Source organism: Streptococcus infantis (genome assembly GCF_047465035.1).
Taxonomy (GTDB): Bacteria; Bacillota; Bacilli; order Lactobacillales; family Streptococcaceae; genus Streptococcus; species Streptococcus infantis_T.
The window spans coordinates 21,981-36,304 of the sequence record NZ_JASHAQ010000022.1; the positions used below are offsets into that span (position 1 = coordinate 21,981).

General features: G+C 34.0%; 24 protein-coding genes and 1 tRNA gene. 22 read left to right on the forward strand and 3 right to left on the reverse strand.

Annotated features, from left to right (window positions below; translation table 11 throughout):
• Positions 1-16: 16 nt before the first annotated feature.
• A complete protein-coding gene (gene rpsD / locus QM406_RS08830; RefSeq protein WP_008810013.1) occupies positions 17-628 on the forward strand; it encodes a 30S ribosomal protein S4 in 612 nt (203 codons plus the stop codon).
• Positions 629-723: 95 nt separating this feature from the next.
• Here rpsD and QM406_RS08835 read toward each other — a convergent pair whose 3' ends face one another.
• The 3 genes from QM406_RS08835 to QM406_RS08845 all read right to left on the reverse strand — a co-directional run bounded on the left by QM406_RS08835 (position 724) and on the right by QM406_RS08845 (position 3,016).
• Positions 724-1,890 (reverse strand): tyrosine-type recombinase/integrase, encoded by a 1,167-nt coding sequence (locus tag QM406_RS08835; protein WP_414274011.1) that lies wholly within the window; start codon positions 1,888-1,890, stop codon positions 724-726.
• A 209-nt stretch (positions 1,891-2,099) separates the two neighbouring features.
• Entirely contained in the window at positions 2,100-2,444 is a 345-nt protein-coding gene (locus tag QM406_RS08840; RefSeq protein ID WP_414274012.1) for a hypothetical protein, read from the reverse strand.
• A gap of 5 nt (positions 2,445-2,449) precedes the next feature.
• Positions 2,450-3,016: a helix-turn-helix domain-containing protein gene (locus QM406_RS08845; protein ID WP_414274013.1), complete on the reverse strand. Its 567-nt coding sequence runs from the start codon at positions 3,014-3,016 to the stop codon at positions 2,450-2,452.
• 166 nt (positions 3,017-3,182) lie between these two features.
• On the opposite strand from QM406_RS08845, the gene QM406_RS08850 reads away from it, so the two are divergent.
• The 21 genes from QM406_RS08850 (at position 3,183) to QM406_RS08950 (ending at position 14,122) form a co-directional block, all read left to right on the forward strand.
• Positions 3,183-3,371: a DNA-binding protein gene (locus QM406_RS08850; RefSeq protein ID WP_414274014.1), complete on the forward strand. Its 189-nt coding sequence runs from the start codon at positions 3,183-3,185 to the stop codon at positions 3,369-3,371.
• Positions 3,372-3,536: 165 nt separating this feature from the next.
• On the forward strand, positions 3,537-4,139 hold the full coding sequence (locus QM406_RS08855; protein WP_414274015.1) for a Rha family transcriptional regulator: 603 nt from the start codon (positions 3,537-3,539) through the stop codon (positions 4,137-4,139).
• Between the two features lie 11 nt (positions 4,140-4,150).
• Complete coding sequence (locus QM406_RS08860; protein ID WP_414274016.1) at positions 4,151-4,411, forward strand: hypothetical protein; 261 nt, start codon at positions 4,151-4,153, stop codon at positions 4,409-4,411.
• 105 nt (positions 4,412-4,516) lie between these two features.
• Positions 4,517-4,762 (forward strand): hypothetical protein, encoded by a 246-nt coding sequence (locus QM406_RS08865; RefSeq protein WP_414274017.1) that lies wholly within the window; start codon positions 4,517-4,519, stop codon positions 4,760-4,762.
• A gap of 32 nt (positions 4,763-4,794) precedes the next feature.
• The gene (locus QM406_RS08870) at positions 4,795-4,932 is read left to right on the forward strand and encodes a hypothetical protein (protein WP_414274018.1); all 138 of its coding nucleotides are present in this window, start codon (positions 4,795-4,797) and stop codon (positions 4,930-4,932) included.
• A gap of 209 nt (positions 4,933-5,141) precedes the next feature.
• Positions 5,142-5,594, forward strand: a complete 453-nt coding sequence (locus QM406_RS08875; RefSeq protein ID WP_414274019.1) for a hypothetical protein — start codon at positions 5,142-5,144, stop codon at positions 5,592-5,594.
• Positions 5,591-5,770, forward strand: a complete 180-nt coding sequence (locus tag QM406_RS08880; RefSeq protein WP_414274020.1) for a hypothetical protein — start codon at positions 5,591-5,593, stop codon at positions 5,768-5,770. Before QM406_RS08875 ends, QM406_RS08880 begins: the two co-directional genes overlap by 4 nt.
• A gap of 1 nt (position 5,771) precedes the next feature.
• On the forward strand, positions 5,772-5,987 hold the full coding sequence (locus QM406_RS08885; protein ID WP_414274021.1) for a hypothetical protein: 216 nt from the start codon (positions 5,772-5,774) through the stop codon (positions 5,985-5,987).
• Positions 5,984-6,241 carry a hypothetical protein gene (locus QM406_RS08890; protein WP_414274022.1) on the forward strand — a complete coding sequence of 86 codons (258 nt, stop codon included), beginning with the start codon at positions 5,984-5,986 and terminating at the stop codon, positions 6,239-6,241. Before QM406_RS08885 ends, QM406_RS08890 begins: the two co-directional genes overlap by 4 nt.
• Before the next feature lie 46 nt (positions 6,242-6,287).
• Complete coding sequence (locus tag QM406_RS08895) at positions 6,288-6,569, forward strand: XRE family transcriptional regulator (protein WP_414274023.1); 282 nt, start codon at positions 6,288-6,290, stop codon at positions 6,567-6,569.
• Positions 6,556-7,407: a conserved phage C-terminal domain-containing protein gene (locus tag QM406_RS08900; RefSeq protein WP_414274024.1), complete on the forward strand. Its 852-nt coding sequence runs from the start codon at positions 6,556-6,558 to the stop codon at positions 7,405-7,407. The genes QM406_RS08895 and QM406_RS08900 overlap by 14 nt, the downstream gene beginning before the upstream one ends.
• Before the next feature lie 9 nt (positions 7,408-7,416).
• A complete protein-coding gene (locus QM406_RS08905; protein ID WP_414274025.1) occupies positions 7,417-8,262 on the forward strand; it encodes an ATP-binding protein in 846 nt (281 codons plus the stop codon).
• The gene (locus QM406_RS08910; protein ID WP_173278057.1) at positions 8,259-8,420 is read left to right on the forward strand and encodes a hypothetical protein; all 162 of its coding nucleotides are present in this window, start codon (positions 8,259-8,261) and stop codon (positions 8,418-8,420) included. Before QM406_RS08905 ends, QM406_RS08910 begins: the two co-directional genes overlap by 4 nt.
• Positions 8,421-8,509: 89 nt before the next feature.
• Complete coding sequence (locus tag QM406_RS08915) at positions 8,510-8,671, forward strand: hypothetical protein (RefSeq protein ID WP_414274026.1); 162 nt, start codon at positions 8,510-8,512, stop codon at positions 8,669-8,671.
• A gap of 117 nt (positions 8,672-8,788) precedes the next feature.
• Positions 8,789-9,649: a phage major capsid protein gene (locus tag QM406_RS08920; protein ID WP_075231132.1), complete on the forward strand. Its 861-nt coding sequence runs from the start codon at positions 8,789-8,791 to the stop codon at positions 9,647-9,649.
• A gap of 9 nt (positions 9,650-9,658) precedes the next feature.
• Positions 9,659-10,207, forward strand: a complete 549-nt coding sequence (locus tag QM406_RS08925; protein WP_075231133.1) for a hypothetical protein — start codon at positions 9,659-9,661, stop codon at positions 10,205-10,207.
• A 377-nt stretch (positions 10,208-10,584) separates the two neighbouring features.
• Complete coding sequence (locus tag QM406_RS08930; RefSeq protein ID WP_414274027.1) at positions 10,585-10,995, forward strand: DUF722 domain-containing protein; 411 nt, start codon at positions 10,585-10,587, stop codon at positions 10,993-10,995.
• Positions 10,996-11,369: 374 nt separating this feature from the next.
• Positions 11,370-12,563 (forward strand): hypothetical protein, encoded by a 1,194-nt coding sequence (locus tag QM406_RS08935; RefSeq protein ID WP_414274028.1) that lies wholly within the window; start codon positions 11,370-11,372, stop codon positions 12,561-12,563.
• Positions 12,563-12,730, forward strand: coding sequence for a hypothetical protein (locus QM406_RS08940; protein WP_414274029.1), 168 nt, complete (start codon positions 12,563-12,565; stop codon positions 12,728-12,730). The genes QM406_RS08935 and QM406_RS08940 overlap by 1 nt, the downstream gene beginning before the upstream one ends.
• A 782-nt stretch (positions 12,731-13,512) precedes the next feature.
• On the forward strand, positions 13,513-13,977 hold the full coding sequence (locus QM406_RS08945; RefSeq protein WP_414274030.1) for a sigma-70 family RNA polymerase sigma factor: 465 nt from the start codon (positions 13,513-13,515) through the stop codon (positions 13,975-13,977).
• Positions 13,978-14,050: 73 nt separating this feature from the next.
• Positions 14,051-14,122, forward strand: a tRNA-Glu gene (locus tag QM406_RS08950).
• Positions 14,123-14,324: the final 202 nt, after the last annotated feature.

Here is a 14,324-nt window from a genome sequence, read left to right on the forward strand (position 1 = left end):
TCAGGAGGACATACACATGTCACGTTATACAGGACCATCTTGGAAACAAGCTCGTCGCCTTGGCCTTTCACTTACAGGTACAGGTAAAGAATTGGCACGTCGTAACTACGTACCAGGACAACACGGACCAAACAACCGTTCTAAATTGTCAGAATACGGTTTGCAATTGGCTGAAAAACAAAAACTTCGCTTCACTTACGGTGTAGGTGAAAAACAATTCCGTAACTTGTTCGTACAAGCTACTAAGATTAAAGAAGGAATCCTTGGTTTCAACTTCATGCTCCTTTTGGAACGTCGTTTGGATAACGTTGTTTACCGTCTTGGCCTTGCAACTACACGTCGTCAAGCACGTCAATTCGTAAACCATGGTCACATTCTTGTTGACGGAAAACGCGTTGATATCCCATCATACCGCGTGACTCCAGGTCAAGTGATCTCAGTTCGTGAAAAATCATTGAAAGTTCCAGCAATCCTTGAAGCAGTAGAAGCTACTCTTGGACGTCCAGCGTTCGTATCATTCGACGCTGAAAAATTGGAAGGTTCATTGACTCGCTTGCCAGAACGCGACGAAATCAACCCAGAAATCAACGAAGCACTTGTCGTTGAATTCTACAACAAAATGCTTTAATTTTAAGAAATATCTTACAGAAAGCCTACAACAGTGGGCTTTTTGCTTTATCTTAAAACGTTGATTTCTGGGTTTGTCATCATTTTTGTCATCACTCATAACGAACTAACAGCTTTCTCATAAAATGAGACGGCTGTTTTTGCTTTTTCTTTGGAGAGATGACTGTAAGTGTCCATGGTCATAGCCAATGTGGAATGACCTAAACGGTGCTGAAGTTCTTTGTAGGGGATTCCAGAGTTAAGCAATAAACTAGCGTGTGTGTGCCTAAAGCCGTGAAATCCAATATTAGGTACACCAGCATGTTTGAAACGTGTATTTAAACGAGTTGCTAGTGTTTTATTGTTTGGGTATTTATGTATAAAATCTGAGAAGACAATAGTTTCAGTTCGACCAAGTTTCCATGCTTCTTGTCTTTGCCTTTTTTGATACACTTTTAAGACTTCTATAGTTTGTGCATCAATATCAATTGTACGATAGCTTGCCTCAGACTTTGGACTGTTAATCTCACCTAAATGATTTAGTGTTTTTGTGATATTCACAGTTGCATTATCTAGGTCAATATCAGACCAGGAAAGAGCTAAAGCTTCATTGATACGACAACCAGTAGCAAGTAAGAATTTATAAAGTGTATTCTCGTAGTAATAACGAAACTTATTCAAGTTTAAACTATCGAGATAATCAAGAAATTTTTTTAATTCCTGGTTATCAAAATGCTTTACTTTTTTTCGCTTTTCTTTTTGTGTGTTGCGAGGTAATATTACCTCACGAGCAGGATTAAACCGTATAGCTTGCATAACTACACCATACTGTAAAATACGCTTATTTAAAGCGTGTAAGCTATCGTAGTATAGAAAAGCGCCTTCTTCCTCTTTATTGGTTTTGTCAGCAAGTTTATTGACTATGCTTTGAATAAGTGGAGTAGTTAGTTTATCCAACTTATAAGAGCCAAATAAGGGCAAGATATGATTGTCTAACAGTCTTCTAACGTTTAATTGTGTGTTAGGTTTCACTGTATGCTTGTAACTTTCCCACCATAAGGAAGCTAGTTCCTTGTAGGTAGTAATATTAGAAGCCTGAAATCTAGTAGATCCATTTTGTAAAAAAGCAATTTCAGCTTCTTTTGTCTTTTGCTTAACTTCTTTTTTTGTTCTCCCTGTTATGCTTGTCTTTACATCTTTTCCAGTGACTTTATCAACACCAAGATAGACATTAGCACGATATACTATTGAACCGTCTTTTTTTGTGATTTGTTTTATTTGCATAATATTCCTTTCCATCAGCAGGCAAGCAATTAGAAAAGGTTTTGAATTTAAATCATGCTATACGGTCACAGAATGCCCTGTATTCAATTTTGATTAGTTAGACGATAAATAATACCAAGATTAGAAGAAGGGTGAAAATAGGGCTTATTTATGCCTTATAAAGTTCTTCAACTAATTTTAAAGTTTCTTGTCTAAAGAATGGTAGATATTCAGAAATCTTTCCCCTCTAAAGTAGGGTTGTTTGTATGATAACGCTTTATGAAAGACTCTTCTTCTTTACTTATTTCTTCCTGTTCGGTCAAATAAAATTCAAGCATTGTTACATTGTTTATATCACGATTATTAGTTAGTATTCTCGCAAGTGGATATGCTACTTTCATTGTGTGGTTAATCAACTGAAGTTTATCTGTAAATTTCTTAGGATCTAGAGTGTTATTTATAGATTCTTTGTGAGCGTTAACGTTTAACATTAAAACTGTTAAAAGTTCAAACTCAGCGCTATTATCTGGAATTGTCTTTATTTCTGGAAGTTTAAAAAAATCAAATAATCCCATGAAAGTTACTCTTTTTCGTTGTCTCTCTCAGATAGTTTTTGAACTAAATCAAAAGCTATTTTTTTATCATAGTCATTTAAAGAAATATAGTTGATTAAAATATCTGCAAAATTTGTTCCCATCTCTATATCATTAACTATTAACTTTTCGATAGTTAGCATGTAGCTTTGATTGAAATCTGCTAAGCCTTTGCCAAAATTCTCGTATTTTTTTGGATTGTTTATATGTTCTTCTACATTTTCATATGCTGATTGAACTTTTTTTAGTAAATCATAATCAGGTTTAATATTATTTAATTCGTTCATATCAAGATTTTCAAAAAAATCTTGTAATTTAGTAGTCATTTCTTCAGGAGATATTTCATCATGACCTAAAAGAGTTGCAACACTAACCCCAAAGTAATCTGCTAAACTCTCCCATACTTTATTGTTTCTTGGTTTTCGAGTTCCGTTTTCATAATACATTAATTGACTATCAGAAACGGTAACATCGTATTTTTCTTTTAAAATTTTTCTAAGTTTATTCAGAGATAAATTTTCTTTTTCTCTTAATTCTTTGAGTTTTATTTTCACAATGTATAACCTACTTTAATTATTTTAAGTTGATTATATCATAGCAAAGAATTTTTTTCTATAAAAATTCTCAAAAAAAGAATAAAAGCACTTAACACTCTCAAAAAAGAGTATATACTAAAATTGTTCTTAAAATGAGAATAAAAATTAGAAAGGAGAAAGAAAAATGATTATTACACAATCTCAAGCAAAAGCGTTACGAAGAAAAAAAGCCGATCTACAATTAAAAAATTATGAGTTAGCTTTTGAAATTGGTGTTGCACCTAAAACAGTTCCTAAAATTCTGAAAGGTAATTATAAAGCTCCTAAAAGAATTTATGCTAGCGTAATGGAATGGCTTGCCAAGGATTACTAGAAAGGAGTTAGAACATATTAGATAAGATATAGAAACATTCTGCTTGCTACCTATGGCAGTATCAAGGGTTTGTAGGGGTGCATTTTCTCCGACTTTCCCTACTAAGTGCTTTACCTTGGTACTGTTTTAGGTGGCAAGCACGAGCAACAAGAAGAAAGGAAACTTATGGAACTAGTATATATAGACGGAAAGAAAGAGCCATATACACTAAGTAGTATTGTTGCAGAATTTACAAACTTGCAACATCACACAATTACTAAAACAATCCGTAAACATCAAGCTAGGTTTGAGCAATTCGGAAAGGTTGGATTTAAAATCCAAGCTATGAATAGTGGTCAGATTTCTAAGGATTATATTTTGAATGAGCAACAAGCTACCTTGCTAGTTACATTCTTAAAGAATAGTGAGCAAGTGGCAAACTTCAAAACTAACTTAGTCAAAGCATTCTTTGAAATGCGTGACGAACTTTCCAAGCGACAACTACAGAGAGAACTGGAGAAACCAAAGCGTAAAAGTTTAACTGAAGCTATTCAAACATGGGATAAAGCTCCCAAACATGCCTATAGTACCCTGACAAACTTATTACTAAAAGGAGTGACAGGGAAGAATAAAACGCAACTCATGAAGGAGCGAGAGAGTAAGAACGGCATTGATGGCTTGACAAGTGTAGAGTTGACAAACTATCAACGTTTGGAAGATATGGCAATAGCGATGATCAACTTGAATATGAGATATTCAGAAATTAAAGAACTAATTTTTAAAGCATAGGAGTATAGAAAATGGAAAATGAATTTAAGACAGTTACAAATGCCAAGGGGTTAGAAATTCCTAAGTATTTCAAGGATTTTAAAAAGCTAGTTGAGAAAGACAGAGAACTAGCTGAATATCTTTGTATGAACTACGAGAACTTGGACAGTGAAGACTTGGGCGCATTTCTTGAGACAGTAGAACAGGGAATCAGTTGGATTCTAGATCTTATCGAAAGTAAAGATTTGATTTATAAACCAAAGTTAGGTAGTAATCATGCAAAAAGAAAATAAAAAAATCACTTGCTCAAATTTTAGACGAGGCGAGCAAGCGACACAATTCAGAGTATAGATATTTTTTCTATACCTTGATTATAGCATAGAAAGACAAGGTTCACAATGAGAAAACAACATCAAGCAGTAAAATTCAAGGATATTACCGAAAAATTGAAGGAACTTGGGGAACGTGGTCGCTATTTGAAGAGTGTAGACCGATACAAGGCTATGTTAAATGCCTTTTCTATCGCCTTTGATAGCACGGTTAAGGCAGAAACTAGACAAAAAGCAGAACATGACGGACTGAAAGCCTTGGATAGGATTCCAGATAAACACTATGCCCTACTTTATGACATGATGGAGAGCTAGGAATGAAATAAAACACACATTTTGCTAGATTCATGCGTAGAGGTATGGAATTAGCAAGGCGATTACATAGTAAAGAAATCCAACGTGAAGAATTTGATAGAGCCTGGAAAAGATTAGGCGATCAAATTGAAAACGAAACTAAGAAAACCGAAGAGCAGGCAAGCAATTAGAAAAGGTTTTGAAATCAAGCGCTGACAGGGTGATTCTAAGGCCTTGTTTAGCTGAAAGATGGGTAATTACTCACAAAACACCGCTACAAGCGTTCGCCAACTTGGGGCAATCGCCCAGCGTTTGGAGGGGTGAAAAAATCCTGTATTAAGAAACAACCATTAAAAAGCCCTCAGGGCAATTACACAACATAGAAACAAAGGTAAAAAACATGACAGAAACAACATACGAGAATTTAACTAGACATATAGACAGAATTAGCGCAGAAATGCGAGAAATTGGCGAAAAAAATGGGCTTAGTAGACTTTCGTTATTGGCAAATCAGACAAAAACTATCAAAGAATATTTATCCCGTTTACTTTGGATTGAACTTCCTGAATTGAATGACATCCATAAAATCGAAGCGGTCTCTAAAAGCACTACGGGAGTCTTTTTCGCCCCTGGTATTTTTGAAATGGATGCTATGCGACAAGCATTCTTTAAACGCCAAGCCAAGCACTTTTTTGACAATGAAGCAGAGCAACAGGCGTATATAGAACATGCTGAAAAGGAGTATTTAGAGGCTACTGTAACCTTAAAAGATATTCTTTTTAACTCTAAAAATGGAACTCAAAAAGTAAATAAAGATCATCTTATAGAGCAATTTGAGGAGGCAATGCAATGACACAATCAGAATTTGACAACCGAATGACTAAAATCAAGGATAGACATCCGAACCTTTTTCAGTTCATCATTGACTTTTTAGATGATAAAGTAACTCCAGAAGAGGTGTACGACTTTCTGAAGATGGAGCACAGCTATCAAGTGAATTATATCAAGAATTACCAAGCGAGGGCATAGCATGAATGAACTAGATTTAAGCAATACGCAGGCGCTTATTTTTACCGTGATATTGGTTGGCTTTCTCATGTATCTAAACCACCGAGACCGTCAAAAAAGCGCTCAAATCGAGCGAGAAAGTACACAGACAATAGAAACACCTAGCGAGGATTTAAGCCCTGATTATGGGCGATATATTCAGCTTGCAGGGGTTAATAAACAAGGAGATATCAAATGACTTATAGAGTACATTTATATACTAAAGAGAAATTAGATGAGCAAGGCTTAACAAAAGAGGCTTTTATAGTTAAGCGTATAGAGAACATAGAAAATCTATCAGCAATTCTCGGAGTATTAGATAATCAACTTTCGGATACAAACTTAAGACATAAAGCTTGTAAAACTATTGAGATAATTTTAAATGATCAGGAAGATATGTTATTTAGGGCATTAAGTGACCAAATAACCTTCCGAACTCATAAACCAGCCTAGAAAATGAGGAATAGAATGAATTTAACACTGAAAGGGGTGGAAGGATATGTTTAGTTTGAGTAAAGAAAGCGAACACGATTTAACCAATAGAATAAGCACAGTAGTAGAAAACTATCTAGCAGTCCGAGAAAGACCTAAACCACGACTAACTGGTTTAATGTCAGCACAGGAAGCCATGGACGAGTTAGATATAAAATACAAAACCTTGCAAAAGTGGGAAGGTGCAGGACTAAGACGTTACCAACCACCACTAGAAGATACTAGAAAAGTCTATTACAAAGTTACGGATATTTTGAATTTTCTGGGGGTAGATGATGGCAAAGACTAAAATATATTTTTGGTTAAAAGTTGATAAGAAGTTTTTTGATAATCTTTTTATTAAGCGACTTAAAAATATGCCTGGTGGCTACACTATGACAGTGATTTATATCCGTCTTATGTTGGAAAGTTTAGAAGATGATTGTATTTTGTACTATGAAGGATATTTTGATAGTTTGGTACAGGAATTAGCTTTAAAACTGGATGTTTCTGAAGATGATATAAATATGACGGTTGCATATTTTACAAAATGTGGACTGATTCAGATAGACGATGATGGACATGCTACATTATCGCAAGCAAAAGCCATGGTTGAGAGTGAAACAAACTGGGCGAAATATAAGCGAGACCAAAGAAAAAATAGTCAAGATATACCGAAATTGGAGAATGTCCAAAATAAAAAGACTATTTCCAACTCATGTCCAACAGAGATAGAGATAGAGTTAGATAAAGAGTTAGAGAAAGAATATATATTGTCAGGAAAACCTGACTTTACTTTCCCTGATTGGCTAACACCAAAAATGATTGAAGAAATTACAAAAGGCAAGCCAGAAAGGTATTTAGTTAGAATTCCTCTTGCTTATCTTAATCATTCTGTAGGAAAAAATTATAAGTATCTCGAGAAGAATCTAAAACATATAATGGCACGATTCAAAGAAGGATATACACTTGAAGATTTTAAACAGGTGATTGACGTAAAAACGGAAGAATGGAAAGATAATCCTGAGTTCTTTAAATATTTAAGACCTGAAACACTATTCGGTTCTAAGTTTGATAGTTATCTAAATCAAAAACCTAAAATTTCTAAAAGTAAGCTAGACAATAACTTTCCAGATCTACCATTTTAGGAGTTAAAAATGCAAGATAAATTTAAAGAATACAACAACAGAAAGATATCTGAAAAAGTATGTGAGATTCACCAGGTAAACTATTGGGAAATCTCAATACCTGTACGAGGAAGCAAGGAACGAAGTTTGCTAGAATTTTGCCCTGAATGTGGCCAAGAGGAAATTGAGCAAAAAGAAAAAGAACTGGTAAAGGAGTTTGAAGATAGGAAAGAATATTTTAAAACCTATGATGTCTTAATGCGTGATAGTACGATTCCTAACGAGTTGAAAGGAGCGACATTTGATAATTTCTTTGTTAAGACGACAGAGGAGCGTCAGATGTTAGAGTTTGTAAAAGGTCAAGCCCAGAAGTATCTTGCTGGTATGACAGGAAATACTTTAATCAGCGGTAACACAGGAATCGGAAAAAGTCATTTATCTCTTGCCTTGGCTAAAGAAATCAATGAGAGCTTCAGAGAGAAGAACGAGCCTAAGAGTGTCTTATTTGTCAGCTTAACCGAGATTATCAAGCAGATAAAAGAAGGATGGGCTTATGGAAGAAATGCAAACTTAACAGAGTATGAGGCAGTTAAAAAGCTTGTTGATGTTGATTTTCTAATCATTGATGACCTGGGGGCAAAAAATGGGACGGTAACACCTAAGAGTGACTGGGAACAGGATTTTTTGTTTGATATTATCAACAATCGAGAAACTACGATTTTCAACACGAACCTAGATAGTAGTGAACTGCGGACTGTTTATAATGCTAGAAACTCAAGTAGAATTTTGAAAGGTTTAGAAGGGAACACTTTCAAGGCTTTTACGATCAAAGATAAAAGATACACTATAAACACAGTGAGGGGAGAATATCAATGAATGATGATAAAATGCGATTTGCAACAGAAAAAGGCTTTGTTGTATACGAAAAACGTGGTATAATAGAGATAGAAAAAGTTCCAAGTTTTGGAGAAATTACTTTATTCTATTCAGATGGGAAATTTACTCATCTAGTCAAAAAAGAAACTAAAAAATAAGTCTATTGAGAACAACTCAGGGACATACCGTAAGCATATAATGCTAGTGGTATGTCCCTTTTTGTTTGCATAGAAAGGGGGTGAGGGAGATGTCAGGAGATACTTCTTTAGGGTATGTAGTAGCCAATAAGTTTTCTATGGATCCAGATAAAAGACAGAAAATCTTTTCTCAATGTAAAAAAGAAGATAATAGCTTAGAACAACGGAAACAAGAAATACTAGAAAAATATGCTAACAAACAAGACAAATAAAAATCTAGAAAAAATGATTCTAAAGGCTCGGAGAGTTATAAAAGAAAAACTAAGAGCAAAGAATTTTAGAAAAAATTATAAACAAAAATCAGATATTAAAAGATGAAGGAGCAAAAAATGACAACTAACTTAGCTAAACAAAAAGAAAATTTAGAAGCTTATATCCGAAGTACAGGTTATAACACTAGAGGGATGAACGTAGAAAATAATCATGTACTCATTGAAAAACCAATCCTTGATAGTTATGGAGATGAACATCAACGTAAAGAGCTGGTTGATCTAGTAAATGTTATTGAGACTCGTACCCGTGGTGGGAAGTATGAAGTAACTGACTTTGAATCTGATTCATTACAAGAAGTTAGCGAAAATTCGGTTGAGAGAACAGAAGCAGATAAAAAGAAAACTATCAGCGTTGATTACTTAGTTAAATTATTCAGTGGAAAACTTGATTTTTCACAGGAACAATTAGATGATGGCCAATATAATTTAACGGATTTTCTTGGTAAGAAGATTATTAAATTAAAACGTAGAACACGAAATAGAGAGATTGGGAAAATTCTCCAAACTGCGAAAGTACAGACCGCTACAAGTCTGGACGACTTGAAATCTATTGTTTCTTTAATCAATCCAGAGCGCAATGTATCTATTGTTATTAGTCAATCACTATTTAGTGTCTTAGAAAAAATGAAAGACACTTCAGGAAATTATCTTCTTAAAGTTGATAAAGAGACAGGGACAAGTGAAACATTCTTTGTAGATAACTTTTTAATTGTAGATGATACGACATTAGGGAACAAAGGCGACAAAAAAGGCTTTATCGGAGATCTAGAAAACTTTGTTACTCTGTTTGATCGCAAGAAAGATACACTTAGTTGGGTGAATGCGAATGACTATTTTGGGAAACGGTTGATTTTACATACCCGATTTGATGTAAAAAAAGTTGAAGAAGATTGTGGTTACTTTATTCAATGGAACTAGGAGAAAGAAATGGATATTAATCAAGTATTTGAAACACTGGATGATATAGATAATAAAAAAAGTAAGATTAATTCAGCACGAGAACAGTTAAGCGAAAAAAGGAAAAGCCTGTTAGGCAATCAAGCAGTTTCATTTGAGAACATAGATTCTTTTTTGTCAAATAACTTAGAATCTTTAGAGCAGCTGGAAAAGATGGAAAAAGCTATTGATGGCCTTCAGGAAAAATTTGATAGTGATTTTTCAGAAGCTAATGCAGTCATCTTTGAATACATTTTTAAAGAGACTAAGCAACGGATGGAAACTAAGAAGATCTATAAACAATACCGAAACAAACTTAGACGAATTCTGGACGCATATGATGAAATTCAAGAACTGAAGAAGGATGTAGAAGAAATCCATACAGGTGTAGTCAGAGAAATAAGTCAGAGACATTCTCTATCGCCGTATCGAACAGAAGTAAGTCCGCTTACTGTTCTACCATTCTTAACCCCTGATTCTAGCGGATGGATGAATTTTTCTAAGGAATATCGGGACATCAAAGTGTATCTAGAAAAATAGGGAACAAATTAAGTAAGGCTAGTGATATATGGCTCAAACAAAAGAAATATCGCTAGTCCTACTTTTATGCTTTACTAAGTTTCACATAACAAAGTAAGCATAAACTGAAAAGAAGTAATAGCTTGAAAGCAAGGTATATCAGAGGTTTACAGAATGGAGTGAGTTTCACAGAATGTAAGATATGAGAAACTGAGGGGATAAATTAAAGAAATTTCCCTTGAACTTGTCATATTGAAGAGTTGTCAAACTTAAAACAACGATACCTGGTAAGTGGAGTGTTGGAAGGCTTTTAGCGCTTTTTGTCAGTTTGACAGAATTTACAATTTGACAAATTGAAAGATAAAAAAATTTTTAAATTTAAGTGGAGGTGCTTACCGATGTACGAGCTGAGTAACAGAGACCTGGACGGGATAGATATTGAGTTAGGACGATATAGAACGCTTGCTAATAAAATTTATTTGAGAAGACAGGAACTAATACATAATAAGAAACATAGCGATGAAGATTATACTGGTGGGAAATGCAAGACAGTATATAGTCCTACTGAGGCAACAATCATTAGAATTGAAGAAGACCAAACACTAAGATATTTAGAAAGTTTCAAACTAGTTGTAGATACCTTGATGGAAAACTTAATTGAAAGTGATCTAGTAATTTTTAAAATGAGATATTTAGAAGCTGGTGCGACTTGGGAAGACGTGGCAGAGAAACTAAATAAAACTACTCGTTATATAAATAGCCGTAGAAAGGTAATCGCTAAAAGATTTGTGGAATTGAAAGGATATTGACTCCCCCCACCTTTTAAAAAATCTTTCTGCCCAGTAGGGTACCGGTGAAGGGAACTTTTTCCAAGTCGGAGACCTCCAGACAAAAAGGGGGTAAAAACTTGTTGATTTATAAGGTGAAGGCTAGTTTTTTGAAATTAAACATATGCATTCAAAAGTCATTGAAATAATGAGGAGGTTAAACTGAAAATAATTTTTCTAGATTAAAGTGAAGCTATGATATATTGTTAGAAATTGGAGATGTGTTCGCATAGTTAAAAGAATGTACTTTTAGTATGAATTGTATTATAATTAGTTAAAGGGAATTGTTGTATAAATTGAAAAATATTTAATGATTTTTAACTGTTAAGTTATGTAAAATAATTGGAGGCTCAATTTTGACTGCAGAAATTGGAATACTAAATAAGAATGGAGTTGTTTTAGCTGCAGATAGCGCGGTGACTTTATCTGACGGGATTAACTCCAAAGTGTTTAATAGTGCTCGGAAATTATTTACTTTATCTAGAGTGCATTCGGTTGGAATTATGATTTATGGAGATGCCTCCTTTATGGGTGTACCGTGGGAAGTAATCATAAGTGAGTATAAAAAGTCAATTGGCAACGAAGTACTAGCTGACACAGCAATGTACATTAATAATTTTGTTGATTTTTTATTGCAATTTATGCCAATACAAAGTAATGATGCCTTGGTTAATTATATAATTAGACAGACTAGAAGTTATTTAAAAATAATACACGAGAGCACCCAAGAAATAGCTGATCATAGATCAGATCAGGGAGATGTAATAACTCTAGAAATTTTTAAAAATATTTTATGGGAAGTTATAGAAGAATATTCAAATGATATCTCCAAATCAATATCTGAAACTGAATTTGAATATTTAGATGGCGAACTTGATTTAATACGGGAACAACTAGATGAGTACTTTAACAATAATGAATACTCCGATGAGCAACTAAACTTTTTATCTAAAACAATATACAAAGCAATGTTAGTTGGTTTTGATAGAAATTCTGTAACAGGGTTGGTAATTGCTGGGTATGGTGTTGAAGAAATTTTTCCATCCCTTAGACAAATAGAGTTAAGTGGTGTATTTGCTAAACGCCTTGTCTGGCGTGTAATTACCGAGAAAGAAATTAGCCAAAATGTTGCTTGTCATATTATTCCCTTTGCTCAATCCGAAATGGTAGATACTATAATGAATGGTATAGATCCCAGGTTAAACGCATTTATAGGACAACAATTTAATGAAATTTTGGAACGTAATAATATATCAAATACACAGGAAGAATTGTTTCAAACTATCGCTAGTGTCCAACAACAATACTATATAAATCCAATTTTTGACTTGATTGGGATGCAACCAATTGATGAGATGGCTTCTACTGCAAAAACATTCATTGAGTTGACTTCTTTTAAGAGAAAGATTGTGAATACACTTGAAACAGTTGGAGGACCAGTGGATGTTTTAGCTATTTCTAAAGGGGAAGGTCCTATCTGGATTGAAAGAAAACACTACTTTAATATTGAAAATAATATTGATTATAAAATTAGAAAGGGTGATATATAATGTATGTAGCAAATTTTTCAAAAGAAAAACATGGATTTCTAGATAAAAAAATATATCAGAATCTTTCACAAAGTAATGTTGGGAAAAATTTTTTAGAAGTATATAAAGAGATAGACACTAAACCAAAAAATCAAATCAGTAAAACTCTTGTTGACAAGTCTATCTAAAATGAAAACACTTAGATTGTTCTAAGTGTTTTTGCTTAAATCTGATTGTTACTATGATTTTGAAATAAAAAGAGATTTATAATAACAACTTTATGTTAGCGCTAGGATAAGTTTTTACTATATTTGATTAATTATTAAAGAAGAAGGAAAAACACAGTTTTAAAATATTAAACTTACAATCAAAAAAGAATCTAAGCTAAACTTTGAAGATTAAAGAACAGGTACATATAGAGTTCCAATATAACAGAACAGATACGAAATTAAATTTATGCTATTGTTAGATTTTAGATTAGAAGATGAAGAGTATTTAGAATGCTTCATGCAAACTAATAAAACAAATATTAAAAGATGTGTAATAGCTTCCTATTAAATAGAAACAAAAAAGCACTTTTAAATAGTGCTAGTTTCTTGCCTGCTGAACTCGTTTATCATGTTCAGTGATTTATGGAGTAAGGGAGAAACTTCAAAACGTTCAAACGAAAAGCGAAAACTCCCCATCACCCTATTATCAAGCATTAAGAAGTAATAAAGCTACTTGCTGAATACTTAAAAAAGCGATACAACAAAATGCTTTAATTTTAAGAAATATCTTACAGAAAGCCTACAACAGTGGGCTTTTTGCTTTGTCTGAAAATTAGACTATGAAAAACTAGCAAGCTTTATGTGAATTACAAACTGATAATCCATAACATTACAGACATGAAAACAGCACAAGACAGAAACCAAAGCCCTTCTTTCCCCCTTTCTCTGCTATACTACAAGCAGAGAAAGGGGGAAAGCAAATGCTTGAAAAGTATTATGAGAAGGTAAAAGGAATTGTTCATAGATGCCGAAAAGATTACTATCTTCACCTGTGGGAGAAAGAGGATTGGGGCCAAGAAGGCATGATTTGTCTCCATGAACTTCTAGAACACCATCCAGAATTAGTGGAAGAGGAAAAGAAACTCTACGTCTACTTCAAAACAAAATTTCGCAATCGAATCCTTGATAGCGTCAGAAAACAAGAGAGTCAAAAGCGTCGCCTAGACCGGATGGCCTATGAAGAAGTAGGGGAGATTAGCCATCGCCTACCAGAAGGAGGATTGTGGTTGGATGATTACTACGCCCTTCATGAATTATTGGATACATATAGAAGAAAATTACCACAAGATAAGCAAGAAACCTATGAACGCCTCTGGGCAGACGAACGTTTTAAAGGCCGCAAAGCCCTTCTCAGAGAGCTGAAGGAAGTAATTCAGGAGAAATGAAAAAAAGTTAAAAAAAGGTGTTGACAAAGTAAGAAAAGTCGGTATAATAGTAAGAGTTGAAAATAACAACTCTGGTCCGTTGGTCAAGGGGTTAAGACACCGCCTTTTCACGGCGGTAACACGGGTTCGAATCCCGTACGGACTATGGTATGTTACAGATGAAACACTGGACGAAAAAAAATAAAAAAAGTTTCAAAAAAGTGTTGACAAGCGAAAGCGGCTGTGATATACTAATATAGTTGTCACTTGAGAGAAGCGAGTGACAAAGACCTTTGAAAACTGAACAAGACGAACCAATGTGCAGGGCACTACAACTAAGGTTGTAGTACTGAACAATGAAAAAAACA

Excerpts from the sequence above, each read along its gene's own strand:
- rpsD (WP_008810013.1), top strand. The coding sequence starts at position 17 with ATGTCACGTTATACAGGACCATCTTGGAAACAAGCTCGTCGCCTTGGC.
- QM406_RS08835 (WP_414274011.1), bottom strand. The coding sequence starts at position 1,890 with ATGCAAATAAAACAAATCACAAAAAAAGACGGTTCAATAGTATATCGT.
- QM406_RS08840 (WP_414274012.1), bottom strand. The coding sequence starts at position 2,444 with ATGGGATTATTTGATTTTTTTAAACTTCCAGAAATAAAGACAATTCCA.
- QM406_RS08850 (WP_414274014.1), top strand. The coding sequence starts at position 3,183 with ATGATTATTACACAATCTCAAGCAAAAGCGTTACGAAGAAAAAAAGCC.
- QM406_RS08855 (WP_414274015.1), top strand. The coding sequence starts at position 3,537 with ATGGAACTAGTATATATAGACGGAAAGAAAGAGCCATATACACTAAGT.
- QM406_RS08860 (WP_414274016.1), top strand. The coding sequence starts at position 4,151 with ATGGAAAATGAATTTAAGACAGTTACAAATGCCAAGGGGTTAGAAATT.
- QM406_RS08865 (WP_414274017.1), top strand. The coding sequence starts at position 4,517 with ATGAGAAAACAACATCAAGCAGTAAAATTCAAGGATATTACCGAAAAA.
- QM406_RS08870 (WP_414274018.1), top strand. The coding sequence starts at position 4,795 with ATGCGTAGAGGTATGGAATTAGCAAGGCGATTACATAGTAAAGAAATC.
- QM406_RS08875 (WP_414274019.1), top strand. The coding sequence starts at position 5,142 with ATGACAGAAACAACATACGAGAATTTAACTAGACATATAGACAGAATT.
- QM406_RS08880 (WP_414274020.1), top strand. The coding sequence starts at position 5,591 with ATGACACAATCAGAATTTGACAACCGAATGACTAAAATCAAGGATAGA.
- QM406_RS08885 (WP_414274021.1), top strand. The coding sequence starts at position 5,772 with ATGAATGAACTAGATTTAAGCAATACGCAGGCGCTTATTTTTACCGTG.
- QM406_RS08890 (WP_414274022.1), top strand. The coding sequence starts at position 5,984 with ATGACTTATAGAGTACATTTATATACTAAAGAGAAATTAGATGAGCAA.
- QM406_RS08895 (WP_414274023.1), top strand. The coding sequence starts at position 6,288 with ATGTTTAGTTTGAGTAAAGAAAGCGAACACGATTTAACCAATAGAATA.
- QM406_RS08900 (WP_414274024.1), top strand. The coding sequence starts at position 6,556 with ATGGCAAAGACTAAAATATATTTTTGGTTAAAAGTTGATAAGAAGTTT.
- QM406_RS08905 (WP_414274025.1), top strand. The coding sequence starts at position 7,417 with ATGCAAGATAAATTTAAAGAATACAACAACAGAAAGATATCTGAAAAA.
- QM406_RS08910 (WP_173278057.1), top strand. The coding sequence starts at position 8,259 with ATGAATGATGATAAAATGCGATTTGCAACAGAAAAAGGCTTTGTTGTA.
- QM406_RS08915 (WP_414274026.1), top strand. The coding sequence starts at position 8,510 with ATGTCAGGAGATACTTCTTTAGGGTATGTAGTAGCCAATAAGTTTTCT.
- QM406_RS08920 (WP_075231132.1), top strand. The coding sequence starts at position 8,789 with ATGACAACTAACTTAGCTAAACAAAAAGAAAATTTAGAAGCTTATATC.
- QM406_RS08925 (WP_075231133.1), top strand. The coding sequence starts at position 9,659 with ATGGATATTAATCAAGTATTTGAAACACTGGATGATATAGATAATAAA.
- QM406_RS08930 (WP_414274027.1), top strand. The coding sequence starts at position 10,585 with ATGTACGAGCTGAGTAACAGAGACCTGGACGGGATAGATATTGAGTTA.
- QM406_RS08940 (WP_414274029.1), top strand. The coding sequence starts at position 12,563 with ATGTATGTAGCAAATTTTTCAAAAGAAAAACATGGATTTCTAGATAAA.
- QM406_RS08945 (WP_414274030.1), top strand. The coding sequence starts at position 13,513 with ATGCTTGAAAAGTATTATGAGAAGGTAAAAGGAATTGTTCATAGATGC.